This window comes from Sphingomonas sp. SKA58 (assembly GCF_000153545.1).
Taxonomy (GTDB): Bacteria; Pseudomonadota; Alphaproteobacteria; order Sphingomonadales; family Sphingomonadaceae; genus Sphingobium; species Sphingobium soli.
Map to the genome: position 1 here is coordinate 539216 of NZ_CH959308.1, position 19787 is coordinate 559002.

General features: G+C 63.8%; 16 protein-coding genes and 2 pseudogenes. 8 read left to right on the forward strand and 10 right to left on the reverse strand.

Translation table 11 applies throughout. From position 1 onward, the window contains the following. Positions 1 to 8: 8 nt before the first annotated feature. The 10 genes and pseudogenes from cobA to SKA58_RS17755 form a co-directional block, all read right to left on the reverse strand. Positions 9 to 797, reverse strand: a complete 789-nt coding sequence (gene cobA / locus SKA58_RS17710) for a uroporphyrinogen-III C-methyltransferase (protein ID WP_009823866.1) — start codon at positions 795 to 797, stop codon at positions 9 to 11. Beyond that, positions 784 to 3393 carry a nitrate reductase gene (locus SKA58_RS17715; protein ID WP_009823867.1) on the reverse strand — a complete coding sequence of 870 codons (2610 nt, stop codon included), beginning with the start codon at positions 3391 to 3393 and terminating at the stop codon, positions 784 to 786. The genes cobA and SKA58_RS17715 overlap by 14 nt, the downstream gene beginning before the upstream one ends. Before the next feature lie 13 nt (positions 3394 to 3406). After that, positions 3407 to 3730, reverse strand: coding sequence for a nitrite reductase small subunit NirD (gene nirD / locus SKA58_RS17720; protein WP_037544073.1), 324 nt, complete (start codon positions 3728 to 3730; stop codon positions 3407 to 3409). A 5-nt stretch (positions 3731 to 3735) separates the two neighbouring features. Further along, complete coding sequence (gene nirB, locus SKA58_RS17725) at positions 3736 to 6258, reverse strand: nitrite reductase large subunit NirB (RefSeq protein ID WP_009823869.1); 2523 nt, start codon at positions 6256 to 6258, stop codon at positions 3736 to 3738. A 212-nt stretch (positions 6259 to 6470) separates the two neighbouring features. Next, positions 6471 to 7678, reverse strand: a pseudogene (locus SKA58_RS17730) (hypothetical protein). A 79-nt stretch (positions 7679 to 7757) separates the two neighbouring features. After that, the gene (locus SKA58_RS17735; protein WP_009823872.1) at positions 7758 to 9002 is read right to left on the reverse strand and encodes a nitrate/nitrite transporter; all 1245 of its coding nucleotides are present in this window, start codon (positions 9000 to 9002) and stop codon (positions 7758 to 7760) included. Positions 9003 to 9218: 216 nt separating this feature from the next. Continuing rightward, complete coding sequence (locus SKA58_RS17740) at positions 9219 to 10433, reverse strand: CmpA/NrtA family ABC transporter substrate-binding protein (protein ID WP_009823873.1); 1215 nt, start codon at positions 10431 to 10433, stop codon at positions 9219 to 9221. Beyond that, positions 10430 to 11011: an ANTAR domain-containing response regulator gene (locus SKA58_RS17745; RefSeq protein ID WP_037544075.1), complete on the reverse strand. Its 582-nt coding sequence runs from the start codon at positions 11009 to 11011 to the stop codon at positions 10430 to 10432. The genes SKA58_RS17740 and SKA58_RS17745 overlap by 4 nt, the downstream gene beginning before the upstream one ends. A 159-nt stretch (positions 11012 to 11170) precedes the next feature. After that, positions 11171 to 11718 (reverse strand): annotated as a pseudogene (locus SKA58_RS17750) (tyrosine-type recombinase/integrase). Positions 11719 to 12057: 339 nt separating this feature from the next. Next, the gene (locus SKA58_RS17755) at positions 12058 to 12936 is read right to left on the reverse strand and encodes a LysR family transcriptional regulator (protein ID WP_031297874.1); all 879 of its coding nucleotides are present in this window, start codon (positions 12934 to 12936) and stop codon (positions 12058 to 12060) included. 209 nt (positions 12937 to 13145) lie between these two features. Between SKA58_RS17755 and SKA58_RS17760 the strand changes: the two genes are divergently transcribed. The 8 genes from SKA58_RS17760 (at position 13146) to SKA58_RS17795 (ending at position 19759) form a co-directional block, all read left to right on the forward strand. Continuing rightward, a complete protein-coding gene (locus SKA58_RS17760) occupies positions 13146 to 13841 on the forward strand; it encodes a type 1 glutamine amidotransferase domain-containing protein (protein WP_009823877.1) in 696 nt (231 codons plus the stop codon). Then, positions 13841 to 14299, forward strand: a complete 459-nt coding sequence (locus tag SKA58_RS17765; RefSeq protein WP_037543870.1) for a VOC family protein — start codon at positions 13841 to 13843, stop codon at positions 14297 to 14299. Before SKA58_RS17760 ends, SKA58_RS17765 begins: the two co-directional genes overlap by 1 nt. After that, positions 14299 to 15405 (forward strand): NADH:flavin oxidoreductase/NADH oxidase, encoded by a 1107-nt coding sequence (locus tag SKA58_RS17770; RefSeq protein WP_152528027.1) that lies wholly within the window; start codon positions 14299 to 14301, stop codon positions 15403 to 15405. Before SKA58_RS17765 ends, SKA58_RS17770 begins: the two co-directional genes overlap by 1 nt. Then, the gene (locus tag SKA58_RS17775) at positions 15402 to 16553 is read left to right on the forward strand and encodes an L-dopachrome tautomerase-related protein (protein ID WP_009823880.1); all 1152 of its coding nucleotides are present in this window, start codon (positions 15402 to 15404) and stop codon (positions 16551 to 16553) included. Before SKA58_RS17770 ends, SKA58_RS17775 begins: the two co-directional genes overlap by 4 nt. Before the next feature lie 76 nt (positions 16554 to 16629). Beyond that, positions 16630 to 17370, forward strand: coding sequence for an SDR family oxidoreductase (locus tag SKA58_RS17780; protein WP_009823881.1), 741 nt, complete (start codon positions 16630 to 16632; stop codon positions 17368 to 17370). Between the two features lie 111 nt (positions 17371 to 17481). Then, positions 17482 to 17775 (forward strand): putative quinol monooxygenase, encoded by a 294-nt coding sequence (locus tag SKA58_RS17785; RefSeq protein WP_009823882.1) that lies wholly within the window; start codon positions 17482 to 17484, stop codon positions 17773 to 17775. A 104-nt stretch (positions 17776 to 17879) separates the two neighbouring features. Further along, on the forward strand, positions 17880 to 18299 hold the full coding sequence (locus SKA58_RS17790; protein ID WP_009823883.1) for a GlcG/HbpS family heme-binding protein: 420 nt from the start codon (positions 17880 to 17882) through the stop codon (positions 18297 to 18299). 320 nt (positions 18300 to 18619) lie between these two features. Next, entirely contained in the window at positions 18620 to 19759 is a 1140-nt protein-coding gene (locus SKA58_RS17795; RefSeq protein WP_009823884.1) for a glutathione-independent formaldehyde dehydrogenase, read from the forward strand. Positions 19760 to 19787 lie beyond the last annotated feature (28 nt).

Here is a 19787-nt window from a genome sequence, read left to right on the forward strand (position 1 = left end):
GATGCGGGTCAGTCCGTCAGTGCAGCGTCGGCCATCGTGCCGATGGCGATGCCCAGATCGGGCTGAGCGACCGCCTCACCGATCAGGATCAATGTCGGGCGATCCTGAGCAAAGGACTGGATGACCAGGGGCAACAGGTCCAGTCGGGTCCGCAGCATCTGTTCATGCGGCAGGGAGGCGTCGCAAGTAATGAGCGTCGGCGTCCTTCCGGGCAAGCCGGCCACGATTAGCGCGCGACTGAGCTCAAGCGCTGCATCCCGCCCCATATAGACCGCAAGCGTGCAGGCCGGATCGGCGAGCGCATTCCAGTCGAGATCAAGCGCCTGCCCCCGCCGACTATGCGCGGTGACGAACTGGACGCGGCGCGCAATGCCACGGAGCGAGAGGGAGATACCCGCTGACGCTGCGACGGCGCTGGCGGCCGTCACGCCGGGGCAGATACGCACATGTGCGCCGATCGCACGCAGGGCCGTCATCTCCTCGGTCGCGCGGGCGAACATCGCCGGGTCGCCCCCTTTCAGCCGGACGATACGCTTTCCTGCCAGGGACGCGGCGACCAGCATCTGGTCGATCGTCTGCTGATCCCTTGAATGCCGACCGGACCGCTTGCCGACGCTCACCGCCTCGACGTGGAGGGGGATCAGGTCCAACACGCCCGGTCCGACCAGTGCATCGTAAAAGATGATGTCGGCGGCCGCGATCAGCCTTTCTGCCTTTCGCGTCAGCAGGTCCGGGTCGCCCGGACCAGCGCCGACCAGCCAGACTTCGCCCGGCGCGATAAGATCATTCGGCTGCATGCAGTGTCTCCTGCGTGGTTTGAGCAAGAATATTGGCGATGGCGGGGCGGCACGATCCGCAATTGGTCCCCGCGCCTAGTGTTTTGCCGACGGCGGGCACATCGACCAGTTGCCGGTCGCGAATGGCGGCAACGATCTGGTTCAGGCCGATGTCGAAACAGACGCAGATGGTCGCGCCCTTGTCCGGCTGGCTGCCGGGGCCGCGCGCAGCAAGAACAGAACCACCGACATTGTCGGCCTCCAACTGGCGGATCAGCCAATCACGTGACGGCAACAGGCCGGTGCGGGTGACGAACAGCACCCCGTTCAGCCTGCCCCCACTGATCGTGGCAATGCGACGAGTGCCGCGCGACATGTCCATCGCCTCGACCCGGTCGCCCTTGGGCAGGAAAGCATCGAGCCGGGTCGGATCGCCATTTCCCGCAAGCTCGTAGAGCGCGCCACCCGGCACGCTGATCTTCGTCGCCCACAGACAGGGCAGCTTCACCGCATCTTGCCCACGCAGGATCAGGAATCCCTTCCATTCGGCCGCGACCCGCTCAACGCTGGCGGGGGTCGATTTGAAGCCCGGCTGACCCGAATGGGGATCGACCAGCGGCCGGGGCAGTAGGCCGGTGCGGCCGCCGCTCGACATCTGGTCGGTCCAGTGGATCGGCGTGAAGATTTCGCCCGGACGCTGCTCCTCGCTCAAGCTCGCGCGGAAGATGCTGTTGCCCTGCGCGGTCTGGACGCGGGCGAGGTCGCGATCGACGATGCCGAGTGCAGCGGCATCGGCGGGATGGATTTCAACCAGCGGCTCCTCGCGATGGCGCGCCAGTCTCGGCGACAGGCCGGTGCGGCTCATCGTGTGCCACTGGTCGCGATAGCGGCCGGTGTTAAGCGTCATCGGCCATTGCTTCAGCGGCGCCTGAATGTCCATCTGCTTCGTCAGCACCAACCGCGCCTTGCCATCCGGCGTGGGGAAGCGGCCATCGGCAATGGGCCGGTCGCCCCAGCGGAAGGGCTGCATTGCGTCATAGGCGTCATTGCCCATGGTCGCCTGCGCGCGCAGGTTCAGCATCCGCTGCCCGTCATTCTGATAGGCGGTCAGGCGTGCATGTTCGCGCCAGATGTCGGCCGGCCGATCATAGGCGAAGGCATTGCGCCATCCCATGCGGCGGCCAACTTCCTTGACGATCCACCAGTCGGGCTTTGCCTCTCCCGGCGGAGCCAGAAAGGGGCGCTGCCGGCTGACCGTGCGGTCGCTGTTGGTGACGGTGCCGTTCTTCTCACCCCATCCGGCGGCGGGCAGGCGCACATGGGCATGGGTGCTGCTGTCGGTATCGGCCATGATGTCCGACACGACGAGGAAGGGGATTGCTTCCAGAGCCTCGCGCACGCGGCCCGCGTCGGGCAGCGAGACTGCCGGGTTTGTCGCCATGATCCACAGCGCCTTAATCCGCCCTTCATGGATCGCGCGGAATAGGTCGACGGCCTTCAACCCCGGCCTGGTCGCCATGGTCGGCGCGGCCCAGAAACGGCCGACCCGTGCGACATTCTCGGGCTCAAAGTCCATATGCGCCGCCAGCGTCGAGGCGAGGCCACCCACTTCCCGCCCGCCCATGGCGTTGGGCTGACCGGTGATCGAGAAAGGCGCCGCGCCCGGCTTGCCGATGCGGCCCGTCGCCAGATGCACGTTGATGATCGCATTGACCTGATCGGTGCCGCGGATCGACTGGTTGATGCCCTGGCTGAAAAGGGTGACGGTGCGCGGGGTGGCGGCGAACAGCCGGTAGAATTGCTCCAGCAAAGCGGGCGCGATGTCGCAGGTCTTGGCCGTCGTCCAAAGGTCATGGCCGGTGGCGATATGCTTCCAAAAGCCTTCGGGCGCGCTCACATGGTCCGCGATGAAGGCGGGATCGGTGATCCCCTCCGCCGCACACCAGGCCAGCAGTCCGTTCATCAGCGCGACGTCGGTGCCCGGCTTTACGGCCAAATGCAGGTCGGCACCCTCGCAGGTTTCGGTGCGGCGCGGATCGATCACCACCAGCTTCGTACCGCGCGCCGCGCGGGCCGTCTGGATGCGCTGATAGACGATCGGGTGGCACCAGGCGGTGTTCGACCCGACCAGTATGATCAGGTCCGCCGCGTCCAAATCATCATAGCTGGCCGGCACCACGTCCTCGCCAAAGGCGCGCATATGCCCCGCCACCGCGCTCGACATGCACAGGCGGCTGTTGGTGTCGATATTCGCCGACCCGATGAAGCCCTTCATCAGCTTGTTGGCGACGTAATAGTCCTCGGTCAGCAACTGGCCCGATACGTAGAAGGCGACGCTGTCCGGACCGTGTTGCGCGATCGTCTCGCGAAATTTCCGCGCGACCAGATCCAGCGCTTTGTCCCAACTGGCGCGCTTGCTACCGATCATCGGGTGGAGCAGGCGGCCTGTCAGCCCTACCGTCTCGCCCAGATGCGTGCCTTTGGAACAGAGCTTACCCGCATTGGCAGGATGCGCGTCGTCGCCTTTGATGACAACGGATCGCGGCCCGCTGGGCGTCGCGGATATCCCACAGCCTACGCCGCAATAGGCACAGGTGGTGCGGATCGCCTCGGACATTATAGTCCACCCCTCACGCCGCCACCGGCCGCGCCATCCAGATGCGTGCGCCTTCCTGCCTGACCGCGATTGTCGGCGTGCAGCCGCTATCCGCGCCCTGCGCCTCGCCGGTCTTGAGCGCTATGTTCCAGTTATGCAGCGGGCAGGCCACGCTATGCCCATGGACGATGCCTTGGCTGAGCGGCCCCTTCTTGTGCGGACATTCGTTCACCAGCGCGAAGACCTGATCGTCGCCGGTGCGGAACACCGCAATTTCTTTGTCCCCGCCAATCTGTACCGTGCGGGCGCCGCGCTGCGGAATGTCGGCCAGCGTTCCGATGTCGATCCAGTCGGTCATGTCGTTCACTCCGCAGCGATGGCAATAGGGGCGAGCGGCTGGTGCAGGTCAGCCTGTGCGCCCGCGACACGCTCTGCCCATGGGTCTTCCTGGGAGAAGCTCTGCGAATAGAGGAAGCGGGCACGCAGCGCTTCCCGACCTGCATCGTCCTCCACTATTCGGCTCTTGATATAATCGACGCCTACCCGCTCGATCCAGGGCGCTGTGCGCTCCAGATAGCGCGCTTCCTCGCGATAGAGCTGGGTGAAGGCGGCGCAATGATCCATTGCCTCCTGCTCGGTCGCGACCTTGCACAGCAGGTCGGTGGCGCGGACATGGATGCCGCCATTGCCGCCGACATGCAGTTCATAGCCGGAGTCCACGCAAACCACGCCGAAATCCTTGATCGTCGCCTCCGCGCAATTGCGGGGGCAACCCGACACCGCGATCTTGAACTTGTGGGGCATCCACGATCCCCAGGTCATCCGCTCGATCTTGACGCCAAGGCCGGTGGAATCCTGCGTGCCGAAGCGACACCATTCGGACCCCACGCAGGTCTTCACCGTACGCAGCGATTTGCCGTAAGCGTGGCCAGATACCATGCCCGCGGCATTCAGGTCGGCCCAGACGGCGGGCAGATCTTCCTTTTTGATCCCGAAAATGTCGAGCCGCTGGCCGCCCGTCACCTTTACCATCGGCGCATTGAACTTCTCGACCACGTCAGCAATCGCGCGCAATTCACGCGGGTTGGTGAGGCCACCCCACATGCGCGGGACGACCGAATAGGTGCCGTCCTTCTGGATATTGGCGTGCATCCGCTCATTGACGAAGCGGCTGTGCTGGTCGTCCTGATATTCGCCCGGTAGCGCGCAGAGCAGATAGTAATTGAGCGCAGGGCGGCAGGAGGAACAGCCATCCGGCGTCGACCAGTGCAGCAACTGCATCACTTCGGGGATGGAGCGCATATTCTGCGCGACAATCTCCCGACGGACATCGTCATGGGTGAAGCTGGTGCATTTGCACATCGTCTTCGGCCCAGACTTGACGTCGTCACCCAGGACTACCGCCAGCAGATTTTCGACGACACCGGTACAACTGCCGCAACTGGCCGACGCCTTGCAGGTGGCGCGCACCGCGTCGAGGCTGCAATTGCCCGCTTCGATGCAAGACACGACCTGACCCTTGCTGACGCCGTTGCAGCCGCAAATCTCGGCATCGTCCGAGAGCGCCGCAACGGCCGCCTTAGGGTCTAGCGCGCCTCCTCCTGAGGCGAAGGCATGACCGAAGATCAGCAGGTCGCGGATGTCGGCGACATTCTCTTCACGCTTCAGCATGTCGAAATACCAGCCGCCATCAACGGTATCGCCATAAAGCACCGCGCCGACGATCCTGTCGTCCTTGACGATGACGCGCTTGTAGACGCCGCGCGACGCATCGCGCAGCACGATATCCTCACAGCCTTCACCGCCGGAAAAATCACCGGCCGAGAAAACGTCTAGCCCGGCAACCTTCAGCTTGGTAGAAGTAACGGACCCTATATAGCCGCTATGCTGATCCGTCAGGCCATCGGCGAGGCTGCGGCACATGTCCCACAGCGGCGCGACAAGGCCGTAGACATTGCCGTCATGCTCGACGCATTCGCCCACGGCCAGAACATCGGGGTCGCTGGTGACCATATGGTCATCGACCTTGATGCCGCGATTGACCTCCAGCCCCGCCTCGCGCGCCAGAGCCGTTGAAGGACGGATGCCCACCGCCATGACGACCAGGCTTGCCGGGATTTCGCGGCCATCTTTCAGGCGTACGCCCTCGACCTTGCCGTCGCCATAGATGGCTTCTGTATCGGCGCCGGTCAGGATGGTCTGGCCACGCCCTTCCAGCGCGCTCTTGAGCAGCCAGCCGGCGGCCTCGTCCAACTGCCGCTCCATCAGCGTGTCCATCAGGTGGATCACCGTCACCTTCATGCCGCGCAGCGTCAGCCCATGCGCGGCCTCCAGCCCCAGCAGGCCGCCGCCGATCACCACCGCGCTGCCGCCGCCTGCGGCCTTGCCCGCTTCCGCCGCCGCCAGCATCGCGTCGACATCCTTCATGTCGCGGAAGCTGATGACGCCGGGCAGATCCTTGCCTGGCACCGGAATGATGAACGGATCGGAACCGGTCGCGATCAGCAGCTTGTCATAATGAACCGTGCGACCGCTCTGTGCGGTCACGCATTTGGCGTCACGATCAATCGACGCCACCGGATCACCAGCGATTAGTTCAATGCTGTTGTCGTCGTACCAGGCGCGGTCGTTAATGACGATCTGCTCGAAAGTCTTTTCCCCCGCCAGCACCGGCGAGAGCATGATGCGGTTATAGTTCACATAAGGCTCAGCCCCGAAGATGGTGACGCGATAGCGTCCCGCATCCCGCGCCAGCAGTTCCTCGACCGCGCGGCAACCGGCCATGCCGTTGCCTACGACCACCAGATGTTCCCGTACGTCGTCGGCGGGGACGAGCATATCCCCTTCGCACTCTGCCGCCGGCGCCAATCCGTCCTGAAATTCCATCCCCGTTACTCCAGAAAAGAAAAAGCCGCCATCCTGGCCCCCGGAGCTTTTCGCTTCCGAGAGTCAGGATGGCGGCTTTGCCATCATGTCGCGCCTTGCCGGTTCTACCCTGAACCGCCCCGGCAATGTGAAGGAGGACATCCTTGTCCTTTGCAGTGCAGCATATGGAGAATAGCCTGATGGCTCAAGCGATTCTTCTGATAGATTTTCAATCAGATGGCCCAGTCGGCCTGAAGCCACAGCTTTTCCGTGTTGGTCGCCATCGCCCTGGCGTCATAATGGGCGTACCGGATCGACAGGCTCATCTTCTTCACTCTCGCGGACGCAAGAAAATCGATCTCATTGCCATAATGCTGATCGAGCCGGTCGCTGTCGAACCGATGCCAGCTGGCCGACAGTGCTACGCCCGACAGCGGCCCCAACTGCTTCCAGCCATAGCCGCCACCAACATAGAGGTCGCGAATGCCATTGACTGGCGTGGTCAGGAATTTGTCGGCCCAGCCCTGAAATTTGAAATTGGTGCCCAATGGCGTCTGAAAGCTGGTGAAAGGCGCCCCGCTGCTGGCGCCCAGCACTTCATAGCCGGCGTTCAGCTTCCATCCCTTCATGTCCAGCGTGCCGTCCGCCAGCCAGTAATCGGCGCTGTAAGCGTTGGGATTACGATGATAGTCCGACTGACGGGCATAGCTGAACTGGTAGCTGAACTTCGCCACTTTCGACAAAGGCTGCGCCCCCCCAGTCGCACCCCGTAATTCTGGCTGGACAGGCGAAACGCCTGCACCGCCGCTTCATCCTGATCGACCAGATAGGCAAAGCCGTTCAGCGTGCCGACAGGCGTGGCATAAGACAGATTGGCAAGGATATTGTCGCCGCTCACCGCCTGCTGCCGCACCCCCTTGCCCTGAAACCCCCAGATGGTTCGCACGGACCAGGCATAGGCTATATCTAACTTCAGGCCCTTGGCCGGCGTAATTTCGGCGCGCACGGCGTCGAAGGTCTGGCCGTTATCGCGAAAGGCGACGTTGCCAACGAAACGCTCGTCATCGAGCACGATCTTCTGCCGCCCGCTGGTCAGGGTCAGCACCTTCGTCTTATATTGCAGCTGGGCGATATAGAGGGCTATATTTTCAGGGTCGGCCACGATCGGCCGGGTGGCCGCACCATTTACGCCGTCATAATAATCGTCGACCAGCGCCAGCGTCCCCTGCCCCACGATCGTCGCGGACAGCGCCCCGCTGCTGGCCGTCAGTCCGGCGCGGGCGCGGACGGTCAGCGCATCGGCTTTTTCCTCCGGCAATCCTTCCTGATCGGCATGTTCGTAGCGCAACCGCCCCTCGGCAACGGGTTTCAGGCTGATGGTCTGGGCACAAGCGGGCCCTGCGACGGCCAGCACAGCCGCCGACGCGAGAAGATATTTCATGGAAAGCACGTCCCCCCTCGGACGAGATAGATGCGACCCGAATGGGGCGGCGATCATTGCCGCCGCCCTCCTCTCCGGATCAGATGCGGGCGCCCGTCTTCCAGGTTGCGCGCCACTTGGCCTTGACCAGCACCACCCCCAGCAGGGCGACGATCGCCAGCCCGGCAAAGATCAGGAAGCCGGGTGCAAAGCTGCCGGCTAGTTGCTTGGCAAGGCCCAGCGAACTGGCGAGGTAGAAGCCGCCAATGCCGCCCGCCATGCCTACAAGGCCGGTCATGATGCCGATTTCAGCCTGAAAACGCTGGGGCACCAGCTGGAACACCGAACCATTGCCGGTGCCCAGTGCCAGCATCGCGACCACGAAACAGGCCAGAGCCGCCGCCAGCGTCGTTGCTTGACTGACGCCCGCCAGAGCGATAGCGGCCACGACATAGACGATCATCAGCGCCTTCGACCCGCCGATCTTGTCAGCAAGAGCGCCGCCCATTGGCCGCACCAGCGATCCGGCAAAGACACAGCCAGCCGTGCAATATCCCGCTACGATCGGCGTCAGACCGAACTGGTCTGTGAAATAGATGGGCAGGCTGGCGGCCAGACCGACGAACCCGCCGAACGTGACGGCATAGAAAGCCATCAGCCACCAGGCGTCAGCCTGTTTGAGCGGTTGAAAATACTCGACGATCTTCTTGGGCGCGGGTGCATTGGGTGCGTCCTTGGCCATGATCATGTACAGGACAAAGACGATCGCCAACGGGATGCAGGCCAGACCCAGCACCGCATTCCAGCCGAAAATCTTGGCCAGCACCGGGGCAAAGAGCGAGGCAAGCACCGTGCCCGAATTGCCCATTCCGGCAAGCCCCATCGCCTTGCCCTGATGCTCAGGCGGGTACCAGCGGCTCGCCAGCGGCAGCGCGATCGCGAAGCTGGCGCCGGCAAAGCCTAGGATCACACCCAGCGCCAACGTGCCGCCGAAGCTGTTGATCCCTGCCACCCAGGCGGTGAAAAGACCGGCGATGACGATGATCTGGCTGATTGCGCCCGACAATTTCGGCCCGATCCGATCAACCAGCAAACCTTTGACGACGCGCAGCAGTGCCCCCGCCAGCGTCGGCGTCGCGACCATCAACCCCTTTTCCGTCGGGGTCAGCGCCAGTGTCTCGGAAATCATCGGCGCCAGCGGGCCGAGCAGCACCCACACCATGAAGGCGAGGTCGAAATAGAGAAAGGCAGCAACAAGGGTCGGCGCGTGGCCGGCCTTCCAGAAGCTGGTCGTCGGCGCCAGCGCGGCGTCTTGTGCTTCGCGATCCCAATAAGCAGTTGCCATGATACGTCCCCCAGTAAACGGAAATGGACACGAAAAAAGCCGCAGCCCGGACAGCATCCCTTGGGATGATCCGGTCAGCGGCTTTGCTGCGATATATGGTGAGGATGGCGGCCCCTCCCTTGGGACGGCACATCCAGATAAGCGCGCTTCGTCGCGCGACCTGTATGTTATCTCGCGAATCGCATCATGTTGCAAGGCACAAAATTTCCCGCCGATTCAAAGCGGAGACACAAAATTGGTCAGATAATCCTCCATCCGTTCCGGATCGAACACGCGCCCGTCAAAGAAGCGATCAGGCCCCAGCGTCAATCCGCCCTTGCGCGATCCCACAGCCAGAGGCAGGCCTAATGCCCCTTCCACCTTCATATTCGCGCCCGGCATCGGTACATCCGCGTCGGCCAGCGCCCGACGGAAGATATCGGGACGGAACACGGCACCGGCCTTCGCCAAAACCTCCGGGCCATGTTCGACCATGTTCCAGCGCACGAACTGCGAATAGATCCAGAGCGCCTGGCTACGCCATGGAAAGGGCGTGGCTTCCCGCGAGAACAGCAGGAAATCAGGGCTGGCGATAGGCGCTTCCCCCTGCCGCACAACGATCTGTCCGCTCATCGCACGTGCGATGAGGTCGGCAGGCTGATCGACATAGCGCGGATCGGACAGCAATTGCGCCAGCGCGTCATGATTTGCCGGATCGTCGCACCAGGAAGCCGACCGGATCAGCGCGCGCAGCAGCCGATCGACAATGTCGGGATTCTCCTCCAGCCAGGGCGTGCGGAAAGCGAGCACCTTCTCCACGCCCCGCTGCCAGATGCGCTCGCCGATCGCGACCGTCTCAGCCAGCCCCTCTTCTACCGCCGCACTGCCCCATGGCTCGCCGGCTATGAAGCCATCTATCTCGCCCGCGCGCATCGCTTCCACCGTCAGCGACGGCGGCAGCACACGCAGCACCACGTCCCGGTCAGGATCGATGCCCGCGCTGGCAAGCCAGTAACGCAGCATAAGCGAATGACTAGAAAAACGATGCACCACGCCGATCACCGGCTTGCGCCGCCATAGGCCGATCGCTGCGGCGAAATCATGCGCGGTGCCCAGCGGATCGGACAGGCGCCGTCCGGTATCGGGATCGAGCGCAGCGGCGAAATCGCTCGCCATCACCAGCATATTGCCATTGACGCCCAACTTGTAGGGCGCCGCCAGCGCAGCGGGCTGCTGGCTCAGCCCCAGTGTCACCGCTACGGCCAGCGGCGCCAGCATCTGCGCCGCATGCACCTGCCCATAGACCAGCCGGTCGCGCAGCGTCGCCCAGCTTGTCGATCGGATCAGGTCCAGCGACAGCCCCTCCTCCTCGGCAAAGCCCCGTTCGCGCGCCACCGCCAGCACGGCGGCATCGGTCAACGGCAGGAAGGCGATGCGCAGGCTCGTCGTCATAATCCTCCTCCCAGCAGGTCGCTGGCGGTAATCAGCGCCTGCGCCACATCCACGATCTTCTTGCCCTGGTTCATCGCGCTCGACCGCAGCAGCGCATAAGCATCCTGCTCGCTGAGCGAGCGCTGGTTCATCAGAATGGATTTTGCGCGATCGATGATCTTGCGTTCCGACAGAGCCGTGCGCGCCTCGTCCAGTTCCGTCTGCATCTTGGCAAACGCGTTGAAACGGCGCACTGCCAGTTCCAGCACCGGCTTCACCCGTTCCTTGCGCAGGCCGTCGACAACATAGGCGGATACACCCGCGTCGATCGCAGCGCCGATCATCGCGTCGTCTGAATGATCCACGAACATGGCGATCGGCCGGGCCAGCGCACGGCTGACCATCAGCATCTCTTCCAGCGTATCGCGGCTGGGACTGCCCAGGTCCATCAGCACGACGTCGGGCGCCATCCGCTCCAGCCGCGCCACGAAGGCGCCGCGTGGTGGAACGATGTGAATGTCGTCATAGCCAGCATCGCGCAGCCCTTCTTCCAGGACCGTCGCGCGCAGTCCGCTGTCGTCGATAATGACAATCCGCATCAGAGCCCCTTTGGGCGCGATCATAACAGCAGGTCAATTCAGAGTGAAGCTGCAGCGCCGGGCTCCGGGCAGCCTATTTGGCCTCAGCAATGACTGGTATGTGCAGTAGCCGCTACGCTAAGGTTCTGGCTCCTCACACTGGCAAGGAGCCAGCAGACCTCAAATTTCGGTGCCTTCGGCCAACGTCAAGGCGTCCTCCACGTCAACTCCAAGATACCGGACCGTGCTCTCGATCTTAGTGTGCCCAAGCAAAATCTGGACTGCACGGAGATTGCCGGTCGCCTTGTAAATGATCGATGCCTTGGTTCGGCGCAGAGAGTGAGTCCCATAGTCTTCGCTGGGCAAACCAACTCCTGTTACCCATTCGTCGACGAGGCGAGCATATTGCCTCGTGCTGATATGGGCTGCGTGATCGGTACGGCTGGGAAATGCGAATTCCTCCAAAGATCCACCTCGCAGTTCCAGCCACTTGACCAGGCTGGCGCGAGCATCGGTCATCAGTTCAAACTGAACCGGTCTGCCGGTCTTTTGCTGTACAACGGTGGCCCGTGTTCGAATTTTCCGATCACAAATTATGTCGCTGATCCTGATCTTCACCAGATCGCCCATATCTGCCGGGGCTTGAGCGCTCGCTTCGCGCCGACCTTACGTCCAGCGTTTCAAGACACCCGCTCGCGAGCAGCGGGATCAAATTCTGATAATCCCATGACACTTCTCCTGTGGCCCTGACGGCCATAGGTATAACGCTTCAAAGGAGGGACGACCCATGCCGGACGCTCAGCATCCATTTTTAGTTTCCCAGGTGCTGACGGTCTGCTTTTCCGGCAGGTGACGACCAAGATGCGTCGTTCGCCGGTCGCGCTTTCAACGACAGCTTCTGCCAAAACCTGCCGCTCGGTCGCCGTGAAACCGTCTGGCAGCAATGCGCCCTAAATTCGGACGTTCGGCCTTGTAGCCGACGATCCCGAAAGCCGCCATTCGTTTCGCCAGCGCTCAACTGGTTCAGACCCGACATTGCGCTCACGGCCCAACAGGCGTGGCCACCATTATTTTCGGAGTGCAGCAATCAGGGCGTCCCGAGCCATGGCCACGCGCGGGTGTCGCAGCGATGAGCGTGCCCAGACGAGGTAGTAAGCGTTGCGCGGCACCGTGACCGGGGCAGGTATCTCGATCAGCGTGCAGGCAGCGCGTTCGCTGCGGGTGAGATAGCCAGGCATCACCGTCCAGCCGAGACCCGCGCACAATCCCGACCGTAGCACCCTCAGATCGGGCGCGGTCAACGCGGGCTGGCTCGTCAGCTCGATCTGGTTTGCATGGAGCCAGGTACGCAGCAGCGGTCGGTCGAGGTCGTACGCGAGGTGGGCCGTCCGGTTGAGCCCGTCGGCAAGCGGCAATTCGGCAATCCGCATGGCAACGGCGGGCGAGGCTACGGCGCGCAGGTGCTCTTCGCCCAGCGGATGAAAGGCCAACCGCGGATCTTCGGGCTGCGAGGCGGTGACGGCTAGGTGCACCTTGTCTTCGAGCAGCAAGGCATAGAGCGCCTCGCGCCCGCCGATATGCAGGCGCAGGTCTAGCCCCGCATCCAGCAGCGGCGCCAGTCGGGGCGCGATCATCTCTCCCAGTAGGTCCGACGGCGCGGCGATGTGGACCGTGCCCGAGATGCGCGACGATCGGGCCCGCGCGCTGGCCAGTGCCGATTCCGCCGTGTCGAGGCTGCTTCCGATCGAAGCCGCGAGATCGTCGGCAATCGCTGTTGGTCGAACACCCCGCGAATGGCGATCGAACAAGGGACGGCCCAATTGCGCCTCGAGCGATGCGATGTGCTGCGACGCAGCCGGTTGGGTGATGCCGATTGCCCGGGCCGCCTCGCTCAGTGAACGACGGCGGTAGACTTCGACGAAGGTGCGCAACTGCAGGAGGGACATTCCGGTTCCATAACCGGATTTATGGCCGTCCGCCATTCCCGCTGGATTTCATGATGCCGTTCCCTGCGTATCTAAGCCGCCGAAAGGAACGATCGAAGCAAAATCGCCGCCAATTGCTCCAAGCCCTCACCGCTGTCCTGGTGGCGGGCGCGGCGCCGGCGGGTGCGTTTGCTCGTGTTTCCGACATCACTAGAAAAGGACAACTGACGATGACCCGCATTCTCATGGTGGCCACCTCCGCCGACCGCATGACTCCCGGCACCGAACCGACGGGCGTATGGCTCGAGGAACTTACCACCCCGTACTACGCGTTCCGCGATGCGGGCGCCGAGGTTACGCTGGCCTCGATCAAGGGTGGCGCCATCCCCGTCGACCAGCGTAGCGTCAACGCCGACGGCGAGAACGACGCTTCGGTCGAGCGCTATCTGAAGGACGAGGCCCTGAAGGGCGAGGTTGCCAGCACCCTTGTATTCACAAGCATCGATCCCGCCGGCTACGACGCGCTGTTCCTGCCGGGCGGCCACGGCACCATGTTCGATTACCCCGTCAGTGACGAACTGGCCCGCCTGGTCGAACGCTTCGACCGCGAAGGCAAGATCGTCGCCGCCGTCTGCCATGGACCGGCAGGGCTGGTCTCGGCGAAGAAGGCCGATGGCACGCCCTTCGTCGCCGGCCGCCGTGTCGCGGGCTTCACGGACAGCGAGGAACGCGCGGTCGGTCTCGATCAGGCGGTGCCGTTCCTCCTCGAAACGCGTCTCAAGGAACTCGGCGGCAAGCACGAGGGCGGCCCCGATTTTGCCCCCTTCGCCCTGCGCGACGGCAATCTGGTGACCGGCCAGAACCCCGCCAGCGCTACCCTCACCGCAGAGCTCGTGATGGAAGCCCTCAAGGACAAGGTCGCCTGATCATGCGCTATCTCCACACCATGCTGCGCGTCGCCGATCCCGAGGCAGCGATCCGGTTCTTCACGCTGCTGGGTCTCAAGGAGACCCGGCGCATGGAGAACCAGGCCGGGCGTTACACGCTGATCTACCTTGCCGCCGACGAGGATTTCCGCGGCGACGGCGAGCAGGGCGATGCCGAGGTCGAACTGACGTACAACTGGCCGCCCGAGGACGGCAGCGCTGCCGAGACTTACACGGGGGGCAGAAACTTCGGCCATCTCGCCTACGGGGTCGACGACATCTACGAGACGTGCGCGCGGCTGCAAGCGGGCGGCGTGACGATCAATCGCCCCCCGCGCGACGGATACATGGCGTTCGTCCGCTCGCCGGACGGGATCTCGATCGAACTGCTCCAAAAAGGCGAACACATGGCCCCGGCCGAACCCTGGGCCTCCATGCCCAACACGGGCGCATGGTGATGGCGCGCCTGTTCGAACCGCTCGAGGTCGCGGGGCTGCGGCTTGCCAACCGCATCGTTATCGCGCCGATGTGCCAGTATTCTGCCGAGGACGGCGCGATGACCGATTGGCACCGGATGCATCTCGGCCAGTTGGCGCTGTCGGGCGCGGGCGCGCTGACGATAGAGGCGACCGCTGTCAGCCCCGAAGGTCGCATCACCTACGGTGACGTCGGCCTGTACGATGACCGTACCGAAGCGGCGATGCGAAGCGTGCTAGAAAGCGTCCGTCAGTGGTCGGACATGCCGCTCGTCATCCAGCTGGCCCATGCCGGCCGCAAGGCGAGCAGCGCCAAGCCGTGGCACGGCGGAGCGCAGCTTCCCCCCGATACGGAGAATGGCTGGCAGACCGTGGCACCCAGCGCCATTCCCTTCGCTCCGGACGACCATCCCCCTGTCGAACTGGACAAGTCAGGGCTTGCCCGCATCCGGGAGGCGTTCGCGGATGCCGCCCGGCGCGCCGGCAGGCTCGGCATCGAAGCCGTCCAGATCCACGCCGCGCATGGCTATCTGCTTCACGAGTTTCTTTCGCCGATCTCCAACCGGCGCGGCGACGAATACGGCGGCAGCCTCGACAACCGGATGCGGTTCCCGCTGGAAGTGTTCGATGCCGTGCGCGAATCGTTTCCGGCCGACCGCCCGGTGACCGTTCGCGTTTCCGGGACTGACTGGGTTGAAGGCGGCTGGACAGCGGAAGAAACCGCAAGGTTTGCGCAGGAACTGAAGCGGCGCGGTTGCGCGGCGATCCACGTCTCCGGCGGCGGGCTCGACCCGCGCCAGCAGATCCCGGTCGGCCCCGGCTATCAGGTACCGCTGGCCCGCACGGTCAAGGACGCGGTCGCTATGCCTGTAATCGCTGTCGGCTTGATCACCGATCCGCACCAGGCGGAGCGCATCCTAGAAGACGGGCATGCCGACGCCATAGCGATTGCCCGCGCTGCGCTGTGGGATCCGCGTTGGCCCTGGCACGCCGCCGCCGCGCTTGGTGCATCGGTCAAGGCGCCCCCGCAATATTTCCGGTCCGAGCCTCACGAAGTGGGCCGCATTCTCAAGGAAATGACGCCATGAAAATCTCCGTCAAACTGCTTCTGGCCGCTGGCGCTGCCCTCTCGCTTGCCGCCTGCGCGACGACCCGGGAGGGTGCATCCGCGCCCCGGATCGAACAGGTCGCGACCTTCGATGGCGCGATGCCGACTGGCGTGACCGTCGCCCCCAACGGGCGCATCTTCGTCAACTTCCCGCAATGGGGCGACAACGCGCCGTTCACGGTTGCCGAGCTGGTCGACGGCAAGGCGGTGCCTTATCCCGACGCCGCGACCAACCGGCCCGATCCGGCCGACCCGGCGGGGCATTTCATCTCGGTGCAGAGCGTGGTGGCAGACGGCGCCGATCGCCTGTGGGTGCTCGACACGGCGGCGCCCAAATTCTCTCAACCACGGGCCGGCGGTGCAAAGCTGGTGGCGATCGATCTTGCGACCAACCGGGTGGTGAAGACGATCGTCCTGCCGCCCAGCGTGGTGCTGCCCACGACCTACCTCAACGATGTGCGCTTCGATCTGCGTCAGGGCGCCGAGGGCGTCGCCTACATCACCGACAGCAGCAACGACGGCGTCGGCGGCATCATCGTCGTCGATATCGCCAGCGGGCGTGCGATCCGGCGCCTGTCGAACCATGCGACGACCAACCCCGAGCCCGGCTTCACCCCGGTCGTCGACGGCGCGGTGCTCATGAACCGCCCGGCCGACGGCCCCGCGACGCCGGTCACGATCGCAAGCGACGCGATTGCGCTCAGCGCCGACGGCAGCCTGCTGTATTACGGGCCACTGTCGGGCCGCACGCTGCACGCGGTGCCCACGGCGATGCTGCGCGATCCCGCGGTGTCCGAGGAGGCGTTAGGCCGCGCGGTCCGCAGCCTGGGGCGCAAAGGCGCCTCGGACGGGATAGCCGAGGACGACAAGGACCGCGTGTTCGCCGGCGATTACGAGAACAACGCGATCCGCGTGCTCGACCAGGGCCGCTGGACGACGGTGGTCAGCGACCCGCGCATCAGCTGGCCCGACACGCTATCGATCGGCACCGACGGCTACCTCTACTTCACCGCCAACCAGCTCCACCGCCAGCCCGGCTTCCACGGCGGGCGGGACCTGCGCCGCAAGCCCTACGAGCTGCTCCGCATCAAGGTCGGCGCCGCTCCCGTCCTGTTGCGCTCGCGGTGAACCCATCAGGCCGGGCGGGCTCGCGCGGGACCGCGATCCGGCGAAAAATCAACAATTGACTTGAAGGAATACAATCATGACAAACGGAATCGAAGGCAAGATCGTTCTCATTACCGGCGGCAGCACCGGCATCGGCGCGGAAACCGCGCGTCTTCTCGCGGAACGGGGCGCCAAGGTGGCCATCGCCGCGCGGCGCAAGGACAGGCTCGACGAGGTCGTCGCGGACATCGCCGCAACTGGCGGCACGGCACGTAGCTACGCGCTGGACGTGACCGACAAATCGGCGGTCCAGTCCGTCGTCGCAGCAATCATTGCCGACTTCGGCCGCCTTGACGTGCTGATCAACAACGCCGGGCTGATGCCGATCCGTCCGATGGCCGAGGTCAACACCGACGAGTGGGACCAGATGATCGACGTCAATCTGAAGGGTACGCTCTACGGCATCGCGGCGGCCCTTCCCGGTTTTCTCGAGCAGGGCAGCGGTCACATCATCAACTTAAGCTCGGTTGCGGGCATCAAGGTCTTTGCACCGGGAGGCACGGTCTACTCCGGCACCAAGTTCGCCGTCAGCGCGATCAGCGAGGGCTTGCGCCACGAGGTGGGGGAAAAGGTCCGGGTCACGTCAATCGAGCCTGGAGCTGTCGAAAGCGATTTGAAGTTCACGACCTCTGGCGCGGCCGCCGAGACGGTGCTGGACTTCTACAAGCAGGCCATCCCGGCGGCATCGGTGGCGCGTGCTATCGCGTTCGCTGTCGAACAACCTGATGACGTCGATGTCAACGCGATCGTCATCAGGCCGACTGCACAGGAGTTCTGATTTCGACGAGGAGGCGGGGCCGCGTGTGCTCCGCCTCGTGGGGAACGTACCGGCCCGCTCGTCCGTTACTTTGCCGAAGAATAGCTGAGCGTTCAACTTGAGGAGTGATTTATGCCCAAACTTGCCCTGTATGTACCACTGAAGGCCAAGCCCGGAAAAGAGCGCGATGTCGCCGATTTCCTGACCTCGGCATTGCCGCTCGTTCAAGCTGAGCCGGGCACTCTGACCTGGTATGCGATCGAGGAAGGTCCCGGTGCGTACGCGATCTTCGATACGTTCGACACGGAGGAGGATCGGCAGGCCCATCTTGACGGCAAGGTTGCCGCCGCACTGATGGACAAGGCAGAAGAACTGTTTTCTGAACCGCCGCAGATTCACAAGTTCACCCTGCTGGCCGCGAAATAGCCGAGCGGTCGGCACCCTAGCGCGTCGCTCTCATCGCCCGCGTGGGGGGCCCGGGCGCGGCGTGCGTTGAGCGGCTTTCCCCGAACCGGCCACGGAGATACTCCATGCGCACCACCCAGACGCTCGACCTGAACGACGCGCGGACGATCATCGATTTGGGGATCGCGGAGGCCGAGCGGATCGGCAACCCGATGAACATCGCGGTGGTGGACGCGGGCGGCTGCCTCCTAGCGTTCGCGCGGATGGACGATGCGTGGCGCGGCAGCGTCGACATCGCGATCGGCAAGGCGTGGACGGCGCGCGCGTTCGACGTCGAGACCAAGGCGCTGGCGAACCTCGACCAGCCGGGCGCCGACTTCTACGGCATCCATGCCTCCGACGACGGCAAGGTGATGATCTTCGCCGGGGGCGTGCCGATAAAGGAGGGCGAGACGGTGATCGGCGCGGTATGCGTGTCGGGCGGCACCGGCAAGCAAGACCAGGGCGTGGCCGAGGCGGCGGCGCAGGCGTTCGCGCGCGGCTGAGCCTTGGAGCGCGGTGCCGGGCGCGGCGGTGCCCGCTTAGTCGAAGGCGGTTCAGTCGACGGCGGCGGGCGCGCCTCCCGCGCGGCGCGGGTCGCCTCCGTTTAGAGCGTTATTCGGCCATTCTGGCCCAGTTATTCAGAAAACCGCCGTGAATCGATCCCAGGGTAGCCCACGGGAAGGAACCTCTCAGGTAGCACAAGGTTCAGGAAACTGAGATCACTTGGAAGGGTGCGATGTCCTCCGCCGCTGCGATGGACCGGATCATCAGCAAGGTCTCGATTTGATGACGCGTTGAGAAGAGCTGCGAAAGGAAAGGATCCGTGAAAGCTGTCGTGTACAACGGGCCCAAAGATGTTTCTGTCAGTACCATCGATGATCCCAAGATTGAAAAGCAGACCGATGTTATCATCCGGCTGACCACGACCAATATCTGCGGGTCGGACCTTCACATGTATGAGGGCCGTACCAGCTTCGAAAAGGGCCGGGTCTTCGGTCACGAAAACCTTGGCGAGGTCATCGAAGTTGGCGCTGCCGTAGATCGTATCAAGAAGGGCGATCGCGTGTGCATGCCGTTCAACGTCGGTTGCGGTTTCTGCGAAAATTGCGAACGCGGTTTGACGGGATTCTGCCTCACGACCAACCCTGGAACCGCCGGCGCAGCGTACGGCTTTGCCGAGATGGGTCCGTGGCAAGGTGGTCAAGCCGAGTTGATGCGCGTTCCTTATGCGGACTTCAATTGTCTGAAGCTGCCTGAGGACGCTGAGGAGAAGGAGGATGACTATGTCATGCTCTCCGACATCTTCCCCACCGGTTGGCATGGCGTCGAACTGTCGGGTTTCCTGCCTGGCGAAAGCATTGCGATCTACGGCGCCGGTCCGGTCGGTTTGATGGCCGCGCACTCGGCCGAAATCCGCGGCGCCTCTCAGATCTTTGTCGTCGATTCTCACGATGACCGTCTGAAACTGGCCGAGGCGATGGGCGCTATTCCGATCGATATGCGCAAGGGCGATCCCGCCCAGCAGATCCTTGACGCGACTGGCGGCCTCGGGACCGACCGGGGGGTCGAGGCGGTCGGGTATCAGTGTTGCGATCGCCACGGCAAGGAGCGCAGCAATTACACGATGAACTGCCTCGTCAAAAGCACGAAGGCCACCGGCGGAATCGGCGTCGTCGGCGTGTTCATTCCGGAAGACCCGAACGCGCCCGACGATCTCCAGAAGGAAGGCAAGATGGCGTTCGACTTCGGCAACTTCTGGTTCAAGGGCCAGAAGATCGGCACCGGCCAGTGCAATGTAAAGCACTACAACCGGCGACTGATGAAGCTTATCGAGCAAGGCCGGGCCAATCCTGCCCAAATCATCTCGCACCGACTGCCGCTCGATCAGGCACCAGACGCCTACAAGCATTTCGACGAGCGCGATGCAGGCTGGACGAAGGTCGTGCTCAAGCCGGGCACCTGACCTTAGTCTTCGACGGAATAGGAAATAA

What these genes read in the sequence shown, in the direction of transcription:
- SKA58_RS17775 (WP_009823880.1), top strand. Translation starts at nt 15,402, where the DNA reads ATGAAAATCTCCGTCAAACTGCTTCTGGCCGCTGGCGCTGCCCTCTCG.
- cobA (WP_009823866.1), bottom strand. Translation starts at nt 797, where the DNA reads ATGCAGCCGAATGATCTTATCGCGCCGGGCGAAGTCTGGCTGGTCGGC.
- SKA58_RS17755 (WP_031297874.1), bottom strand. Translation starts at nt 12,936, where the DNA reads ATGTCCCTCCTGCAGTTGCGCACCTTCGTCGAAGTCTACCGCCGTCGT.
- nirD (WP_037544073.1), bottom strand. Translation starts at nt 3,730, where the DNA reads ATGACCGACTGGATCGACATCGGAACGCTGGCCGACATTCCGCAGCGC.
- nirB (WP_009823869.1), bottom strand. Translation starts at nt 6,258, where the DNA reads ATGGAATTTCAGGACGGATTGGCGCCGGCGGCAGAGTGCGAAGGGGAT.
- SKA58_RS17735 (WP_009823872.1), bottom strand. Translation starts at nt 9,002, where the DNA reads ATGGCAACTGCTTATTGGGATCGCGAAGCACAAGACGCCGCGCTGGCG.
- SKA58_RS17785 (WP_009823882.1), top strand. Translation starts at nt 17,482, where the DNA reads ATGCCCAAACTTGCCCTGTATGTACCACTGAAGGCCAAGCCCGGAAAA.
- SKA58_RS17780 (WP_009823881.1), top strand. Translation starts at nt 16,630, where the DNA reads ATGACAAACGGAATCGAAGGCAAGATCGTTCTCATTACCGGCGGCAGC.
- SKA58_RS17740 (WP_009823873.1), bottom strand. Translation starts at nt 10,433, where the DNA reads ATGACGACGAGCCTGCGCATCGCCTTCCTGCCGTTGACCGATGCCGCC.
- SKA58_RS17745 (WP_037544075.1), bottom strand. Translation starts at nt 11,011, where the DNA reads ATGCGGATTGTCATTATCGACGACAGCGGACTGCGCGCGACGGTCCTG.
- SKA58_RS17715 (WP_009823867.1), bottom strand. Translation starts at nt 3,393, where the DNA reads ATGTCCGAGGCGATCCGCACCACCTGTGCCTATTGCGGCGTAGGCTGT.
- SKA58_RS17770 (WP_152528027.1), top strand. Translation starts at nt 14,299, where the DNA reads ATGGCGCGCCTGTTCGAACCGCTCGAGGTCGCGGGGCTGCGGCTTGCC.
- SKA58_RS17790 (WP_009823883.1), top strand. Translation starts at nt 17,880, where the DNA reads ATGCGCACCACCCAGACGCTCGACCTGAACGACGCGCGGACGATCATC.
- SKA58_RS17760 (WP_009823877.1), top strand. Translation starts at nt 13,146, where the DNA reads ATGACCCGCATTCTCATGGTGGCCACCTCCGCCGACCGCATGACTCCC.